Genomic DNA, 17,555 nt, shown 5'->3' with positions numbered 1-17,555 from the left:
CGCGACACAAGGCCGCTCCTACAAGGACCGCGCACGTCTTGGAACTTGAGCCAGTCAGGCCAACGCTTCCCGCACCTTCGGGTCCAGCCCCTCCCCTGCATTGGCCTCGATCCATTGCGCCAGCTGCCGGCGCATCGCCGGCGTCCAGAAGCTCTGCAGATGCTGCCGCACCCCTTGCACCGCCAGCGCCCGGTCTGGCTCGCTGTCGAAGTAATGGGCAATCTGGTTGGCCATCTTGACCAGGTTCTCACTGCTCATCGGCGCACCTCGGCTTTTTCCGCAATACGGCGCTCCTTCAGCAAGCGCCGCTGCTCGTCACTGAAGTCCTGGTAGCGCTTCTGCCACTGCGAAGGCTGGAACACTTTCACCACCTCCACCGCCGTCACCTTGTACTCAGGGCAGTTGGTGGCCCAGTCGGAGTTGTCGGTGGTAATCACGTTGGCCCCCGACTCGGGGAAGTGGAACGTGGTGTATACCACCCCCGGCGCCACCCGGGTACTGACCTTGGCACGCAGCACCGTCTGCCCGGCGCGGCTGCCGATGCCGACCCAGTCACCGTCCTGGATGCCACGGCTTTCGGCGTCGGTCGGGTGGATTTCCAGGCGATCGGCGTCATGCCAGGCGACGTTGCCGGTGCGCCGGGTCTGGGCGCCGACGTTGTACTGGCTGAGGATACGCCCGGTGGTCAGCAGCAGCGGGTAGCGGTTGTTGACCTTCTCCTCGGTGGGCACGTAGCCGGTAAGCATGAAGCGCCCCTTGCCACGTACGAACTGGTCGATGTGCATGGTCGGCGTACCATCGGGCGCTGCATCGTTGCACGGCCACTGCAGGCTGCCGTGGCGGTCGATCTCGGCGTAGCTGACGCGGTGGAAGGTGGGCGTCAGGCGGGCGATCTCGTCCATGATCTCGGACGGGTGACGGTAATTCATCGGGTAGCCCAGGGCATTGGCCAGGGCCACGGTCGCCTCCCAGTCGGCCTTGCCGGCCAGCGGCTCCATGACCTTGCGAACCCGCGAAATACGCCGCTCGGCGTTGGTGAAGGTGCCGTCCTTCTCGAGGAACGAGCTGCCCGGCAGGAACACATGGGCGAACTTGGCTGTTTCGTTGAGGAAGATGTCCTGCACCACCACGCACTCCATGGCCAGCAGGGCCGCCGTGACGTGCTGGGTGTTGGGGTCGCTCTGGGCAATGTCCTCGCCCTGGCAGTACAAGGCCTTGAAGCTGCCGTCCAGCGCCGCTTCGAACATGTTGGGGATACGCAGGCCCGGGTCGGGCTGCAGGGTAACGCCCCAGGCACGCTCGAACTCGGCGCGCACGCCTTCGTTGGAAATGTGCCGGTAACCGGGCAGCTCGTGGGGGAACGAGCCCATGTCGCACGAGCCCTGCACGTTGTTCTGCCCGCGCAGCGGGTTCACCCCTACCCCTTCACGGCCGATGTTGCCGGTGGCCATGGCCAGGTTGGCGATGCCCATCACCGCGGTACTGCCCTGGCTATGCTCGGTCACGCCCAGGCCATAGTAGATCGCCGCGTTGCCGCCGGTGGCATACAGGCGGGCGGCGGCGCGGATCTGCTCGGCGGGTACGCCACAGACAGGGCCAAGTACTTCGGGGGCATTATCCGCCTGGCTGACGAAGTCGCGCCAGCGGGCGAAATCCGCGGTTTCGCAACGTGCATCGATGAAACGCTGGGCCAGCAGGCCTTCAGTGACAATCACGTGGGCCAGCGCGTTGAGCATGGCCACGTTGGTGCCCGGGCGCAGTTGCAGGTGCAACTCGGCGCGGGCGTGCGGCGAGTCGACCAGGTCGATACGCCGGGGGTCGATCACGATCAGCCGAGCACCCTGGCGCAGGCGGCGCTTGAGCTGCGAACCGAATACCGGATGGGCGTCGGTGGGGTTGGCGCCGATCACCAGCACCACGTCGGCCTGCATCACCGAGTCGAAGCTTTGCGTACCGGCCGATTCACCCAAGGTCTGCTTCAGGCCATAACCGGTGGGCGAATGGCACACCCGCGCGCAGGTGTCGACGTTGTTGTTGCCGAACGCCGTGCGCACCAGTTTCTGCACCAGGTAGGCTTCTTCGTTGGTACAGCGGCTGGAAGTGATGCCGCCGATGGAATCGCGACCGTACTTGAGCTGGATGCGGCGGAACTCGCTGGCGGCATAGGTCACCGCCTCGTCCCAGCTGACTTCCTGCCATGGGTCTTCCAGGCGCTTGCGGATCATCGGCCTGGTAATGCGGTCCGGGTGGGTGGCGTAGCCCCAGGCGAAGCGGCCCTTGACGCAGGCGTGGCCGTGGTTGGCGCCGCCGTTCTTGTCCGGGACCATGCGCACCAGCTGGTCGCCCTTCATTTCGGCGCGGAACGAGCAGCCCACGCCGCAATAGGCGCAGGTGGTGATGACCGCACGCTCTGGCTGGCCCAGTTGCACCAGGCTCTTTTCGGTCAGGGTCGCGGTCGGGCAGGCCTGCACGCAGGCACCGCACGACACGCACTCGGAGGCGAGGAAGTTTTCACCACCCGCGGCCGCCACTCGCGATTCGAAGCCGCGCCCGGTGATGGTCAGGGCGAAGGTGCCCTGGATGTCCTCGCAGGCACGCACGCAGCGGCTGCAGACGATGCACTTGCTCGGCTCGTAGTCGAAATACGGGTTGGATACGTCCTTTTTCTCAGCCAGGTGATTGGCGCCATCGTAGCCATAGCGCACTTCGCGCAGGCCCACCTGGCCGGCCACGGTCTGCAGCTCGCAGTTGCCGTTGGCAGAACAGGTCAGGCAGTCCAGCGGGTGGTCGGAGATGTACAGCTCCATCACGTTGCGGCGCAGGCCGGCCAGGCGCGGGGTTTCGGTGTGCACCACCATGCCTTCGCTGACCGGGGTGGTGCAGGAGGCCGGGTAGCCGCGCATGCCTTCGATTTCTACCATGCACATGCGGCACGAGCCGAAGGCTTCGAGGCTGTCGGTGGCGCACAGTTTGGGGATGCTGGTGCCGAGCATGGCCGCGGCACGCATCACCGAAGTACCGGCGGGCACAGTGATGGCACGGCCATCGATGCTCAGGCTGACCTGTACCTCGCTGTCACGGGCCGGGGTGCCGAAGTCGCTGCTTTTATCAGAAGCGGGGTCGAAGAAATTGATCACTGCGCGGCCTCCGTGTGGGTCAGCCCGAAATCGGCGGGGAAGTACTTCAGCGCGCTGGCCACCGGATAGGCGGTCATGCCGCCCATGGCGCACAGCGAGCCGTATTGCATGGTGTCGCACAGGTCGCGCAGCAAAAGGGCCTGGTCGTGCCGCTCGGTCATGTCGCTGGTGGCGATCAGCCGGTCGACCACTTCCATGCCGCGGGTCGAGCCGATGCGGCACGGGGTGCACTTGCCACAGGACTCCTCGGCACAGAACTGCAAGGCGAAGCGCGCCATGCTGGCCATGTTCAGGGTGTCGTCGGCCACCACCACACCACCATGGCCGAGCATCGCGCCCATGGCGGCGAAGGCTTCATAGTCCAGCGGCGTGTCGAAGTGGCTTGGCGGTACCCAGGCACCGAGCGGGCCACCCACCTGCGCGGCCTTCAGCGGCCGGCCACTTGCCGTGCCGCCGCCATAGCCTTCCACCAGTTCGCGCAGGGTCAGGCCAAAGGCGCGTTCCACCAGGCCGCCCTGGCGGATGTTGCCGGCCAACTGGAACGGCATGGTGCCCAGCGAACGGCCCATGCCGAAGTCGCGGTAGAACGCCGCACCCTTGGCCATGATGATGGGTACCGAGGCCAGGGTAAGCACGTTGTGCACCAGCGTCGGCAGGCCGAACAGGCCCTGCAGCGCGGGCAGCGGAGGCTTGGCACGGACAATGCCGCGCTTGCCTTCGATGGATTCGAGCAGCGCGGTTTCTTCGCCACAGATATAGGCGCCAGCGCCGACCCGTACTTCCAGGTCGAAGGCCTGGCCGCTGCCGGCCACGTCGCTGCCGAGGTAGCCGGCGTCACGGGCGATGGCGAAAGCCTGGTCGAGCACGCGGATGGCATCGGGGTATTCCGAGCGCACATAGATGTAGCCCTTGTCGGCACCCACGGCGAGGCCGGCAATGATCATGCCTTCGATCAGCAGGAACGGGTCGCCTTCCATCAGCATGCGGTCGGCGAAGGTACCGGAGTCACCTTCGTCGGCGTTGCACACCACGTACTTCTGGCCTGCTCCGGCGTCACGCACGGTGCGCCACTTGATGCCGGCCGGGAACGCCGCGCCGCCGCGGCCACGCAGGCCGGAATCGAGCACGGCGGCGACCACCTCGGCACCGTCCAGGGCCACGGCCGCCTCAAGGCCGGCAAAACCACCATGGGCACGGTAGTCGTCCAGCGACAATGGGCGGGTGATGCCGGCGCGGGCGAACAGCAGGCGTTGCTGGGTCTTGAGGTAAGGGATGTCCTCGACCGGCCCCAGGGCCAGTGAATGGCCGCCGGGTTCACCGGGTTCACCGGGCTCACCGGTAAAGGCGTCGAGCAAGGACGGCACGTCGTCCGGGGTGACCGGGCCGAAACCCTGGCGCCCTTGCGCGCTGTCGCATTCCAGCAACGGCTCCAGCCAGTACAGCCCGCGGGAGCTGGTGCGCTGGATGTCCAGCGGCAGCTGGCGGCGCTCGGCCTCCCGCTGCAAGGCATCGGCGACCTGGTCGGCGCCCACGGCACGGGCTACCGAATCGCAGGGGATGTACAGCTTCAGCATGCTGCGTCCTCCCGGCAAGCGTTGACCAGCGCGCGCAGGCGCTCAGGGGTAAGGCGCGCATGCACCTGACCGTCCAGTTCCAGCGCTGGCGAGCAGGCGCAGGCGCCCAGGCAGTACACCGGGCGCAGGCTGATGGCACCATCGGCGCTGGTGCCGTGGTCGTCCAGCGCCAGCTGTTCGCGCAGTTGCGCGGCCAGCGCCTCGGCGCCCCGGCTCTGGCATGACTCGGCGCGGCACAGGCGCAGGGTGTGGCGTGCCGGTGGCGTGGTGCGGAAATCGTGGTAGAAGCTGATCACCCCATGCACCTCGGCCAGGCTGAGATTCAGGGCATGGGCAATTTCGGCGACAGCGGCATCGGGGATGTAGCCGATGTCGTGCTGGATGGCATGCAGGATCGGCAACAGCGCGCCGGGGGTATCCTTGTCACGGGCCAGAATGCGGTGGATCACAGGCAGGTGGAGCAATTCATCAGGCATACAGCGGACCTCGGCATCACGGACCCCGCCTGAATTGTTGTGAGGGCAGGTATCCGGCGTGTTCTGCTGCGGCGCGCCGACCACGTCACGGTTGCGTGGTGCCAGCGGCCTCCTTGCCTGCGGCCGCACGTCTGCGCGCGCTGGTCCGAGGCATCCTGCAAGCATGGCACTTGTGGCGCCGGGGGGTTGCGTGCGAACGACCAGGCGCATCCTGAAACCGACGCGGGTTGTTTCCATGCTATCGCTCGCCTGGCGCATCTTTTGCGGGAGCAGCCTTGTGCTGCGAAGAGGGCCGATACGGGCAACGGATATGAATTGCCAGCACCGGCCTCTTCGCAGCAAAAGGCCGGTCCTACAAATGCCTGCGCGCGGCTTCAAAGCTGCACGGCTTTGTCAATCAGTGCCTGGCCGCCTCGATCAGCCAGGCTGCTCGACAAAGACGCCGCAAGCCGGGCCCATGAGGCGCGCTTACTGGACCGACTCTGCCTCCAATGACGCAGGCTTGAAGCCCAGGCTTCGCATCAGATCACGTGCCGCCTCGAAGAACATGAGCTTGAGGCTTTCGGCATATTCCTCCGTCAAACGGCTTGCTGGTCCTGAAATGACAAGAGCTCCCATCAGTTCCTGCTGCGCTCCGTAGATGGGCAGCGCCATTGAAGCGGCATGCGGGTCGGTGGCTCCCTTCGAGTAGTAGGGTTTCTGCAATGCAATACCGATGTGATACGGCGCGCGCAACGCCTGAGCCCCCGCCGCTTCATCCATCGGCCGCATGTCGCCGGGTTGAAGATTGAGGCGAAGTCGATGGGAAGAGTTAACACGGTACTGGCACATCCGATATGCACCGTGGCGCACATAGAAGGAGGCGGTCTCACCCGACTTTTCAGCCAAATCGTGCAAACGTGGCATCACATGCCTTTCGAGGTCCAGTGCCTCTTGATAGACCGTGTTCAAGCGCATGACTTCACTGGCTAGCTGATAACGCCCGTCAGCCATGCGCGTGATGAAGCCATGGTTTTCCAGGGACACCATCAAACGCATGATCGTGCTTTTGATGAGGCCGGTACGTTCAACCAGCTGAACCAGGCTCAGCGCAGAGTCGCCTATCTGAAACGCGGTCAGCACGGTCAAAACACGGTCTGCCGATGCCACACCATTTACCGCTGGACGCGGCCGCGCTTTCACCATTTGCAAAACCTCACAGGATCGAAGCCCTCGATTGTACGCAAGGGCGGAAAAACCTCATTATCCGACAACGGTCGGCCACCGCCAACGTAGCATGCGCTGCGCGTGCAAAGTAAAAAAAGCCAGCAGGGCAATATATCTGCGCCTGCTGGCTAGAGGTTGATCGCTGTCGTATGGGGCAAATATCGGCAGACCTGGCAATCAGCGAACCTTACCGCCGATGCGGCCCCTTTCGCTGCGCTGGCCGACGCTCAGAACAGCGGCAGGGTGTAGTTGATGATCAGGCGGTTCTGGTCACCATTGCGTGCTGCCTCGCTGTGCGATTTGCCGTTGCGCCAGGCCACGCCAAGCCCTTTGAACGTGCCGCCCTGGATCACGTAGTCCAGCGAGAAGTCTCGCTCCCACTCCGACTGTTCGGCGCCAGCGGCTGCCTGGATGTGGTCGCCTTTCAAATAGATCACCGAAGCCTTCAGCCCAGGTATGCCGTTGGCAGTAAAGTCATAGCCGTACTGGGCAAAGCCGGTACGCTCACCAGCGCGCGTGAAGCTGAGCAGCATCTTGTCCGTCCACAGATACAGGCTGCTGCCACCAGCCCCCTTGTCGATCGACCCCTGGTTGATCTGCACGAAGTTGCTATCGTCGGAAACACGCTGATAACCCAGGGTCAGCGAGTGGCCCCGCAAACGATAGGTGAACGCCGCACTCCACAGGTCGTTGTCGATTTCCCCGTCGCTACCTTTGGTGTATCCACCAACGGTATAGCCCTGGCTACGCCCTGAGCTACTGCCGTTGGCACCGTCCGCACGGGTGCGGAAATAGCGCAGGTCAGTGGTCAACGAGCTGTCATCGGTCAACGCCAGGGTGTGATTGAGGCCAGTGAACTGCTGCAGATAGTAGTCTTCGAGTTGCCCGGCGTAATACTGCAGCAGCAGCGTTTTGGTGGCGCGGTAGTCGGCACCGACAAAGTTGAAACGGTCACTCTCCTGAGTACCGCCGTTTACGGCCATGCCGGTAAGGTCGGTCGAAGCCCGGCCCCTGGCGCGGTTCAACGCCCCGCCGATGAGCATGAGGTTATCGATGTCACTGGACTGCAATTGCACGCCCTGGAAGGTTTGCGGCAGCAACCGGCCATCAGAGGCCACCAGTATCGGCAACCTGGGCATCAGCTGCCCCACGCGCAGCTCGGTCTGGCTCATCTTCATCTTGACGGTGGCACCGGCACTGCTCCAGCGGTCAGCTGCGCCATCGCCATCGGAAGGAATCATGCTACCGCCCTGATGCCGCCCTCTGCCGCTGTCCAGCGTAAGGCCCAGCATGGCCGTGGCGTCCACGCCGAAACCAACCACACCGTCGGTATAACCGGAGCGCAGGTCGAGCAGAAAGCCTTGCGCCCACTCCTCGGTTCTGGAGGGCTGCGCCGTACCGTCGCGGTTATCGCTGTTGAAGTAGAAATTGCGCATCGACAAGTTCGCGTGGCTGTCACCGATCAGGTCGGCCTGGGCAGACAAGCCTATGACGCTGCCGCCTGCTGCCAAGGCAATGCGGCAGATGGAAGGTAGGGATTTCAAGCAAGAGACTCCAAAGGATCGTTGTTATTATTTTGAAACGGCGTTTCTTTATATGGAGGCAGATTATCGTAGCCTCGTCAACAGCCAGCGCTACACAACCCTGAAAATCAGAAATCCCCGCAAAAACAGCTTCACCCTTCGTCCGATTTTGTTTTATTTTGCAACGCCATTGCATTAAATACATCAAAACAACAATCGGACGCCCAGGCGTCCTCGGCCCTACAGGAGCGCCCATGAGCTTCTTTGCTGCCCCGCCGACCGTGGAGACCACGGTATTCACCCGCCTGCCCGACCGCTTCCGCGACCCGCGCCCGACTGCCTGGGCCAATGCCAACCGCCAGGGCCGCGCCATCGACTCGTTCCTCGAAGGCCCATCATTCGATCGTCAAGGCCGGCTTTACGTGACCGACATTCCCAACGGGCGAATTTTCCGCATCTCGCCGCAGGGCGAATGGGAACTGGTGTGTCAGTACGATGGCTGGCCGAACGGCCTGAAGATTCACCAGGACGGACGCATCTTCATTACCGACTACAAGCGCGGGATCATGCTGCTCGACCCAGATACCGGTGCTATCGAAGCACTGCTGGACTCAGCTGGTTCGGAAGGCTTCAAAGGCGTCAACGACCTGGTGTTCGCACCCAACGGTGACCTGTATTTCACAGACCAAGGCCAGACCGGGCTGCAGGATGCCAGCGGTCGCGTGTACAAGCTCGACGCCAGCGGCAACCTGACCTGCCTGCTTGGCACCATCCCCAGCCCCAATGGCATCGTCTACGACCCGCACCTCAATCATCTGCTGGTAGCAGTGACACGCGCGCAACAGATCTGGCGCATCCCGCTGGGCAACGGCTCGATCATCGGCAAGGTGGGCGTTTTCGCCCAGTTGCACGGCGGCCTGGGCGGGCCCGACGGCCTGGCCCTCGATGCCCAGAGCAACCTGTACATCGCCCATACCGGTTTCGGCTCGGTATGGAAGCTGTCGAAAGTCGCTGAGCCATTGCAGCGCATCGTCTCCTGCGCAGGCATCAGCAACACCAACCTGGCCTTCGGCGGCAATGACGGGCAGACCCTGTACATCACCGAATCCGAAACCGGCAGCATTCTGCAGGTGCGCACCACTGCGCCTGGGCTGCCAATGTATTCCCACAGCTGAACCAGGCCCCCCTGTCAGGGCACACAACAACTACAAAAGAGTGACGACATGACCCACGAAACCCCCGCTGCCCAGGCGCCGCTCAGCGACGCCGAGGGCGAACGCCTGATGCGCCGCGTGCTGTGGCGCCTGGTGCCGTTCATCTTCATCTGCTACGTGATCAGCTACCTCGACCGCACCAATGTCGGCTTCGCCGCCATCAGCATGAACCAGGACCTGGGCCTTACCGCGACGATGTTCGGCTGGGCAGCCGGCCTGTTCTTCTTCGGCTACTTCATGTTCGAGATCCCCAGCAACCTGCTGATGCAGCGCTTCGGCGCACGGGTGTGGATTGCGCGAATCATGATCACCTGGGGGCTGATCTCCATGGCCACCGCCTTCGCCACCGGGCCAATCAGTTTCAGCATTGCGCGCTTTTTGCTGGGGCTTGCCGAAGCGGGCTTCACGCCCGGCGTATACCTGTACTTCACCTACTGGTTCCCCGGCAAATGGCGGGCGAAAGCCACTGCCGCCTTCCTGCTGGGCATTCCTGCGGCCAACATCATCGGCTCGCCCCTGTCCGGCTGGCTGATGGAACAGCACGGCGTCTTGGGCCTGAAGAACTGGCAACTGCTGCTGGTCACCGAGTCGATGCCGGCCGTGCTGCTTGGCATCGCTTGCCTCTTCGTGCTGGTCGATACCCCGGCCAAGGCAAAATGGCTCAACCCGCGAGAGAAAGCCTGGCTTGACCAGCGCCTGTCCCAAGAACAACAGGCCATCGGTGCGTCTCATGGCAATACGCTGCGCGCAGCCTTGACCAACCCCAAGGTGTTCACCCTGGCGGCCATCAACTTTTGCTGCATCGTCGGCTCGATTGGCATAGGCATGTGGCTGCCACAGATCATCAAAGGCCTGGGCATCGATAGCGGCGTGGTCGGCCTGGTGGTCGCCCTGCCCTACCTGCTCGGGGCACTGGCGATGACGATGTGGGCACGGCTGGCCAACCGTAGCCGTCACCGCCTGCCCTATGTGGTCAGCGCATTGGCCTTGGCCGCCGTGGCCCTGGTGGCCGCCGCCCTGCTTGACCAGCCGGTGTTGAAGATCGCCAGCCTGTGCGTGGCGGTGGCGAGCATCCTGTCATTCCAGGCCACGTTCTGGGCGATACCTTCGACCTTCCTGACTGGTCGTGCCGCCGCTGGCGGCCTGGCGATTATCGTCTCGATCGGCAACCTGGGCGGCTTCACAGGCCCGTTCCTGATCGGCCTGATCAAGGACGCCACTCATAGCTTCAGCATGCCGTTCTTTGCCGTTGCATCGATCCTGCTGGTCGGCACCTGCCTGATGCTTTGGCTGGGCGACCCCGCCAAGCAGCAGACGCCTCACGGCCAAGGCCAGACAATCTGACCGCTCAGCTGCGACGACGCATGCCGTATTGACCCAACAGCCCGATCACCAGGCACCCTCCGGCGACCCCCAAGGTCGCCGGCGCTCCCCAGCGGGCCGCGATCAGCCCCGCCGCCATGCCGCCCAAAGCTTCGAAGCCGAAGCGCATGGCAATATAGAAAGCGATCACCCGGCCACGCAAATGGCTGGGTGCGCCACTTTGCAGCTGCATGTTGGTACTGACATTGCTCAGGGTGATGCCGAAACCCAGAACGCCCAGCGCCAGCAGCGCCAGTGGCAGCGCACCCGCCATCCACAAACCGATCAGCGCAACCGCGCATAGCAGTGCTCCAGCATCGGTGAACTGGCGCAGGCGAGGCAATGCACCGCCAACCGCCAGCACCAGCGTGGCCACGAACGCGCCCGCGCCTGCCGCCCCCCACAACCATCCAAGCACTCGCGCATCGCCAGCGAACACGGCCCTGGCCAGGATCGGCAGCAGTGCCGCGTAGCAGGATGCCAACAAGTTGACCATGATCACGTTGACCAGCAACTGGCGAACGTTGCGCGTTTGCCACAGATACAACAACCCTTCGCGAAACACTTGCGCGGTTGAGCCACTGGCCTTTGGGCCGGCAGTACCGCGCACTTTCAGCAAGCCACCCAGCAAGGCCATGAAAGCCACGGCAGTAAGGGCGAAGCAGGCCGCCTCGCCGGCCAGGGCAATGAGCCCACCGGCCAATGGCGGGCCGACGAACCGTGCGGCATTGATCAACATGGCATTGAGCACCAGCGCGTTCGGCAGGTCGGCCGGGTCGTCGACAAAACTGCCGATCAGCGCTTGGCGCAGAGGGGTTTCCAAGGCATTGAGCAAGCCAAGCAGCAATGCCATGGCAGCAATGAACGGACCATCGATCCAGTTGCGCCAGGTTGCAAGCGCCAGCACGAGCGACTGCGCGATCAGGATAAGCTGCACGATGATCAGCAACCGGCGCTTGTCATGCCGATCGATCCACGCTCCTGCCAACGGGCCGATGAGCAATTGCGGCGCGAGCGAAAGGAAGGTGATCAGCCCCAGCAGTACGGCCGAACCGGTCAGATGATAGGCCAGCCAGGCCAATGCAACCTGCTGAACCCACTTGCCCAGAGTGGAAACACCCTGGCCGGCGAAATAGATCTGAAAGTTGCGATGAGCGAGCGCCCGCACGGCGGCGGGCCAACGTTTGCGATGCGGTGACGATGAATCGGACAAGTCTGCGAATCCTCAATAGAACCCGCGACCGACACCGACCCAACAGCCGCTGCACACCCCATCGCAAGGTGCGCAGCGCATGCTGGATCAGCCTGGCAGCAGGCAGCCTTTCTTCTTCAAGGACTCCAGGACCCAGGAACGGTCGTTGGTGCCTTGGGCAATGTGTTCCATCTGTGCGGTTTCGGCAGTGTGCTTGGCGGTGGCGCGAGCATAGACCTCGGCGACGTGGTCGTAAGGCACGCACAGCAGGCCATCGTCATCACCGATCACCAGGTCGCCTGGCTCGATCACCATACCATCAATGGCAATCGGCACGTTGATCTCGCCCGGGCCGTCCTTGTATGGGCCACGGTGCGAAACGCCAGCAGCGAACAACGGGAAGTCACCCGCACCGATGTTGGCTGCATCGCGAATGGCGCCGTTGATGACGATACCGGCCAAGCCACGCTTGACCGCGTAAGCCACCATCATTTCACCGATCAGGGCGTTGGTCAGATCGCCACCGGCATCGACCACGATCACATCGCCCGGCTGAGCGATATCGATCGCGTAATGCAGCATGAGGTTGTCACCTGGGCGCGCCTTGACTGTCAAGGCCGGGCCACACAGCACACCTTCGCGATGCATGGGGCGCAGGCGGGCACCACCTGCAGTCATCCGGTTCATCGAATCGCTGACGTTGGCAACCGGAACCTCACGATAACGTGCAACCCACTCATCACCGACTTTACGTGCGCGCTCAAGCACTTGGAAGCCAATGCTCATGTGACATACCTCTCTTGGTGTTATTCGATGTCATCGGCCGCTGCCGAATCTGTTTTTTAGAATGTCATTTCATTAAAGTCGTGGCAATTGGTTTTTGTCGGCTTTTTTTTTGCCAGGCATCGGCGACTACATGAATTTTCTTGCAACAGCGTTTCATTATGATAGGGTTTACCCCATTGCCGCACATGAGCGGCAGACTGCGCCCGAACCGCTCCCAGACAAGAACAAGGTATCCCCGATGTCCCGTACCATTCTGCTGACCGGCCCTGAGCTTGCTGCCGAGGCCATGAACCTTGCCGCCGAACAGGGCGTCAGAATCGTCCCCACTACGCCCTACCTGCCCGCCGAAGAACTGGAAGCGATCATTCGCGCTGAACAGCCCGATGCCATCGTGGTCCGCCAGGGCAAACTGACCCGCGCCATGATCGACGCTTCAGCCAACCTGAAAGTGATCGCCAAGCACGGCGTGGGCTACAACACTATCGATCTGCAGGCCGCCGCCGACCGCAGCATCCCGGTATCGATCGCCCTGGGCGCCAATGCCCAGTCGGTGGCCGAGCTGGCCTTCGCGTTGATGTTCAGCGTGGCACGTCAAACCGCGCTGCTGGATGCGCGCATGCGTGACGGGCATTGGGACAAATCCTCGGCCAACGGCATGGAGCTGTCGGGCAAAACCCTGGGGCTTATCGGTCTGGGCTCGATCGGCAGCATCCTCATGGACCTGGTGGCGCCACTGCGCATGAAGGTCAAGGTGTTCGACCCCTACCTCAAGCAACTGCCGGAGCGCCCGCACGTCGAGCGCGAAGAGGATTTCGATCGCCTGCTGGCTGAAAGCGATATCATCAGCCTGCACTGCCCGCTGACCGAGACCAACCACAACCTGATTGGCGCTGCCCAGTTCGAGCGCATGCGCCCAGGCGCCATCCTGATCAACACTGCCCGTGGTGAGCTGATCGACACCAACGCCCTGGTAAAAGCGCTCAGCGAACGCCGCATCGCCGGTGCCGGCCTGGATACCTTCAGCCCCGAGCCGCCGCCTGCCGACAGCCCGCTGTGGGGCCTGCCGACACTGGTCGCCACGCCGCATGTCGGTGCCAACACCACCGAGGCCCGCGAAAGGGTAGGCCTGGTAGCGCTGAAGCAGGTTCTCGATGTATGGGCGGGCAATGCTCTGGATCCGCGTTGCGTGGTCAACCGCCACCTCTTCGCCAGCTGATCGCACCCCTCGCGTGCCTCTCGTGAGCGAGGCACGTTCACACGCGTCACTCCAGAAAAAAAACAATTGGAGAGCACCATGACTTCAGCAACATCGCTGCCGGATGAACTCGAACGCAGCACCATGCGCCGCATCGCCTGGCGACTGCTGCCCTTTCTGATCGTCTGCTACCTGATCGCGATCATCGATCGCGGCAACATCGGCATGGCTTCCCTGCAGATGAACGAGGACCTGCAGCTCACGGCCAAGGTGTTCGGCTTCGCCAGCAGCCTGTTCTTCTTTGCCTACTTCCTGGTCGAAGTCCCCAGCAACCTGGCCATGCAACGCTACGGGGCACGCATCTGGATAGCCCGCATCATGATCACCTGGGGCCTGATCTCGGCAGGCACGGCGTTCGTTCAGGGTGCCAATTCACTGTACGTGATGCGCTTTCTGCTGGGTGCTGCCGAGGCCGGTTTCTTCCCGGGCGTGCTGCTGTATCTCACCTACTGGCTGCCGTCTGCCTACCGCGCGCGCATGGTGGCGCTGTTCATGGTGGCGATCCCTGCCGCCAACTTCATTGGTTCGCCACTGTCGGGCCTGCTGCTGAACCTGGACGGCTGGATGGGTATGCGTGGCTGGCACTGGCTGTTCATTCTCGAAGGCATTCCTGCCGTATTGCTGGGCATCGCCTGCCTGTTCGTGCTTACCGACCGCCCCGAGCAGGCCAAGTGGCTGAATGACGAGCAGCGCGGCTGGCTCACCAAGCGCCTGGCTGATGAAGCCTCGAAAAAGACCGCCATCGGCCATATTTCGCTGTGGAAGCTGCTGCGCCACAAAGACATCTGGGTGCTGGCCCTGATCTACTCGGGCGCTTCAGCTGCAGGCAGTACCATGAGCGTGTGGGCCCCGCAACTGCTGAAGACATTCGGCCTGAGCTCGATGGAAATCGGCCTGGTGAATGCCATCCCTTACGGTGTTGCCTCTGTGCTGATGATCATCTGGGGTCGCAGCTCCGACCGCAGCGGCGAGCGTCGCTGGCACACGGCGATGACCATGCTGCTGATCGCGGCGGGCCTGTTGATGACCTTGTTCACCTCGTCCCTGCCGGCAACGGTGATGATGCTGACCATGGTCCTGGTGGGCGCCTACTCGATGAAAGGGCCGTTCTGGGCGCTGGTGTCGGGTTGGCTGTCTTCCTCGACTGCTGCTGCGGGGCTGGCAGCCGTGGGCGCCATGGCCAACCTGATTGGCGGAGGCATCATGGTCAATGCCTACGGCGCCATTCACGATGCCACCGGCAGCTACTCCCTGGCGCTGATGCCGTTGGCCGCGCTGTGCACCGTGGCCGGGGTCGCGGTACTGGTGATCGGCCGCAAGCGCCAGCGCGAGCAAGCTGCGGCAGCCAGCGCCCTCAGCGCGAAATAAGCCGCGCAAGCCGTACTTCGATGCCCACTTTCCTGCCTCAGGAACGTGGGCATCGTCATTTCACAACAACAAGAAACGAGGAATATCCATGACGTTGTCTCGTCGTCAATTCTTGCAGGCCACCGGTGCACTGGGTGCTGTCGCCTCCATGGGCGCCATGGCCGACGTGCCCTTCAGCAAGGGCGATGCGCACCCGCGCCTGACGCCGCCCGCAGGCAGCATCGACTGCCACATGCACCTCTACGACAGCCGTATCCCGGCCGCACCCGGCGCTACCCTGCTGCCGGCGGATGCCTCGCTGGAGGATTATCGCAAAATGCAGCAGCGCCTGGGCATCCGCCGCATGGTCATCGTCACGCCATCGACCTACGGCACCGATAACCGGGTGATGCTCGATGGCTTGTTGCGCAGCCGAGGCGATGCCCGGGGTGTGGCGGTTGTGTCCAATGGGATTACCGACGCAGAACTTGCCGAACTGCACCAGGCAGGAGTGCGTGGTATCCGCTTCAACCTGAGCGTCGGCAGCCAGGCGCTCGATGGGCTGGAAAGCCTGGCCGCGCGGGTCGGCGAACTGGGCTGGAACGTACAGGTCGCTACCGGGCCGCTGCTGCCCGAGGTTGCCCCGCGCTTGCTGGCCTTGCCAGGCAAGATCGTTATCGACCACATGGGCCATGTACCACAGCCAGAAGCGCTGAAGTCGCCAGCTTTCGCCGCACTGGTGCGGCTGCTGGACACCGACCGGGCATGGATCAAGCTGTCGGCACCTTATCTTCGCTCGAAAATCGGAGCACCGCTGTTCGAGGACGTCGGCCGAGTCGCCACTGCACTGGTCAGCCATCGCCCTGATCGCATGCTATGGGGTAGCGACTGGCCGCACCCGACGCTTGCCGCCGAGCAGAAACCCGACGATGCGCAGGTCCTTGACCTGCTGATGCGCTGGGCACCAAAGGAGCAAACCCAGGCCCTGATCTTGCGCGACAACCCCACCCAGCTCTACGACTTCTGATCACCTGCCAAACCGAAAAGTCGGCCGCATCGGAAGGGCGCGCACCACCCGAAGATGATGAGCGTGGGCCTGCATGGGCGGATCAGTGGCCATCCTGGTCGTGCGATGGCGCTGGCGCGCTTTCTCGATTACGTGCAGGGCCACGACGGGGTGTGGGTCTGCCGGCGCGAAGAGATTGCCAGGCACTGGATAGCCCAGTTCCCCGCCTGAGCGGTCAGTCGTTCGCAACAAACACGGGATCAGCTAACGACCCGCCCTGCCGGACGCGCCGAGCACAGCCTTGCGCTGGCACTTCACCAGGACCTTGCGGCCGGTTTCGACAAAGGGCGTGACGATCAGGCTATAGACCGTCAGGTAACGCTGGTGGTCCTGCTCGTTGGTGCCGAAGCGGATGTTTTCGGGCGTTGATGTAGTGACATAGAGCGTGCCGAACATCCAGTCCCAGAGGGACAGGTTGGTGCCGAAGTTACGGTTGAAATGGCGCGGGGCGTCGCTGTGATGGATCTGGTGCTGGGCCGGGCTGTTGAACACATGTTCCAGTTGCGGGCCGAAAGACAGCCAGACATGGCTGTGCCGCAGGTTGGCCGCCAGGCTGTTGAAGATGAATACCAGGTAGGTCACGCCGAACAGGGTGTAGCGGCTGACTTCACCGCCGCAGAGGTACCAGAAGCATCCGGCGTAGAGGCCGATGCAAATGCCGGTGCTAAGTTTCTCGACGATCTTTTCCACGAAATGCACCCGGCTCGCCGTCGCCGGTACCAGCACGGGCGCCGAATGGTGGACCTTGTGAAAGGCCCAGAGCCAGCGGGAGTGAAAGGCCCGGTGCGCCCAGTAATGGATGAAGTCCTTGAGCAGGAACACCCCCAACCCGTAGAGCAAGGACAGTGCGAGGTTTTCGCCCAGGCGCGGGCGCGCGCCCCAGAGGTTGTTGAAAAAGGCCAGGTAATCGCCGGAGTGCAGGATGTAGGGGTCGACCAGTTGGACGACGGGCAGCACCAGCGCAATCTTGAGGATGGCCCGCACGAAGTAGTAGCGGTAGTCCAGCAGCGCCGAGGGATGCAGATGTACCCGGGCGCCGCCGATGAATTGCCAGAACGACTGGGCGTCGCTCAGGCCGCGCCGCTTCCTGAAACGGAACAGGCCGTAGGCTGCGCCATAGGAGATGCAAAGAAACAAGACCCCGAAACGGCCGTTCATATTGAAAATGCCGAGAAACTGCTCGGTAACGGGCGTGATCACCCAATCGGTCAGGTGCTCAGAGAAAAGCGGCAGGGCATCCACGAAACGTCAGCCTCGGCAAAAAACGGGGGGTGCAATTGTAAATCAGTTTTATTTACTCAAGCGGTTTTATGCAAGCGCCTGGTACCCTCGACCGACACAGGCAGTACCACCTTGCAGACAAGGTCTGAGGGGTGAACTACACGCTGCGCCCAGTCGACTGATCATGCGAGGGCAG

At 63.0% G+C, this 17,555-nt stretch carries 14 protein-coding genes and 1 pseudogene; 6 read left to right on the top strand and 9 right to left on the bottom strand.

The features are described from left to right. Positions 1-54: 54 nt before the first annotated feature. The 6 genes from V3314_RS12150 to V3314_RS12125 form a co-directional block, all read right to left on the bottom strand. Positions 55-258, bottom strand: coding sequence for a formate dehydrogenase subunit delta (locus tag V3314_RS12150; protein ID WP_046615883.1), 204 nt, complete (start codon positions 256-258; stop codon positions 55-57). After that, complete coding sequence (gene fdhF / locus V3314_RS12145) at positions 255-3,137, bottom strand: formate dehydrogenase subunit alpha (RefSeq protein ID WP_108481854.1); 2,883 nt, start codon at positions 3,135-3,137, stop codon at positions 255-257. Before fdhF ends, V3314_RS12150 begins: the two co-directional genes overlap by 4 nt. Next, the gene (locus tag V3314_RS12140) at positions 3,134-4,711 is read right to left on the bottom strand and encodes an NADH-ubiquinone oxidoreductase-F iron-sulfur binding region domain-containing protein (RefSeq protein ID WP_338460270.1); all 1,578 of its coding nucleotides are present in this window, start codon (positions 4,709-4,711) and stop codon (positions 3,134-3,136) included. The genes fdhF and V3314_RS12140 overlap by 4 nt, the downstream gene beginning before the upstream one ends. Then, positions 4,705-5,187, bottom strand: coding sequence for a formate dehydrogenase subunit gamma (locus V3314_RS12135; RefSeq protein ID WP_108481876.1), 483 nt, complete (start codon positions 5,185-5,187; stop codon positions 4,705-4,707). Before V3314_RS12135 ends, V3314_RS12140 begins: the two co-directional genes overlap by 7 nt. 468 nt (positions 5,188-5,655) lie before the next feature. Beyond that, positions 5,656-6,372: a helix-turn-helix domain-containing protein gene (locus V3314_RS12130; protein ID WP_080958495.1), complete on the bottom strand. Its 717-nt coding sequence runs from the start codon at positions 6,370-6,372 to the stop codon at positions 5,656-5,658. Between the two features lie 248 nt (positions 6,373-6,620). Next, the gene (locus V3314_RS12125; protein ID WP_338460269.1) at positions 6,621-7,937 is read right to left on the bottom strand and encodes an OprD family porin; all 1,317 of its coding nucleotides are present in this window, start codon (positions 7,935-7,937) and stop codon (positions 6,621-6,623) included. Between the two features lie 233 nt (positions 7,938-8,170). Here V3314_RS12125 and V3314_RS12120 point away from each other — a divergent pair, with 233 nt between their 5' ends. Next, positions 8,171-9,091: an SMP-30/gluconolactonase/LRE family protein gene (locus tag V3314_RS12120; RefSeq protein ID WP_013971797.1), complete on the top strand. Its 921-nt coding sequence runs from the start codon at positions 8,171-8,173 to the stop codon at positions 9,089-9,091. A 48-nt stretch (positions 9,092-9,139) separates the two neighbouring features. Further along, a complete protein-coding gene (locus tag V3314_RS12115) occupies positions 9,140-10,474 on the top strand; it encodes an MFS transporter (RefSeq protein ID WP_338460268.1) in 1,335 nt (444 codons plus the stop codon). Positions 10,475-10,478: 4 nt separating this feature from the next. Here V3314_RS12115 and V3314_RS12110 read toward each other — a convergent pair whose 3' ends face one another. Beyond that, positions 10,479-11,660 (bottom strand): MFS transporter, encoded by a 1,182-nt coding sequence (locus tag V3314_RS12110; protein WP_046615877.1) that lies wholly within the window; start codon positions 11,658-11,660, stop codon positions 10,479-10,481. A 132-nt stretch (positions 11,661-11,792) separates the two neighbouring features. Next, positions 11,793-12,470, bottom strand: coding sequence for an RraA family protein (locus V3314_RS12105; protein WP_013971794.1), 678 nt, complete (start codon positions 12,468-12,470; stop codon positions 11,793-11,795). 238 nt (positions 12,471-12,708) lie between these two features. Here V3314_RS12105 and V3314_RS12100 point away from each other — a divergent pair, with 238 nt between their 5' ends. The 4 genes and pseudogenes from V3314_RS12100 to V3314_RS12085 all read left to right on the top strand — a co-directional run. Beyond that, positions 12,709-13,686 carry a hydroxyacid dehydrogenase gene (locus tag V3314_RS12100; RefSeq protein WP_046615876.1) on the top strand — a complete coding sequence of 326 codons (978 nt, stop codon included), beginning with the start codon at positions 12,709-12,711 and terminating at the stop codon, positions 13,684-13,686. 78 nt (positions 13,687-13,764) lie between these two features. Then, a complete protein-coding gene (locus V3314_RS12095) occupies positions 13,765-15,093 on the top strand; it encodes an MFS transporter (RefSeq protein WP_338460267.1) in 1,329 nt (442 codons plus the stop codon). Between the two features lie 88 nt (positions 15,094-15,181). After that, positions 15,182-16,099 carry an amidohydrolase family protein gene (locus V3314_RS12090; protein WP_338460266.1) on the top strand — a complete coding sequence of 306 codons (918 nt, stop codon included), beginning with the start codon at positions 15,182-15,184 and terminating at the stop codon, positions 16,097-16,099. 30 nt (positions 16,100-16,129) lie between these two features. Beyond that, positions 16,130-16,309: pseudogene (locus tag V3314_RS12085) on the top strand (chitin deacetylase); the annotation flags it as partial. A gap of 33 nt (positions 16,310-16,342) precedes the next feature. On the opposite strand, the gene V3314_RS12080 reads toward V3314_RS12085, so the two are convergent. Continuing rightward, entirely contained in the window at positions 16,343-17,380 is a 1,038-nt protein-coding gene (locus V3314_RS12080) for a sterol desaturase family protein (protein ID WP_046615873.1), read from the bottom strand. Positions 17,381-17,555: the final 175 nt, after the last annotated feature.

It is taken from the genome of Pseudomonas sp. TE3-3-F2023, from assembly GCF_036784815.1.
Lineage (GTDB): Bacteria > Pseudomonadota > Gammaproteobacteria > Pseudomonadales > Pseudomonadaceae > Aquipseudomonas > Aquipseudomonas pudica.
Note: the sequence above shows the minus strand (reverse complement) of the source record. Positions and strands in the feature narration are given on the sequence as shown.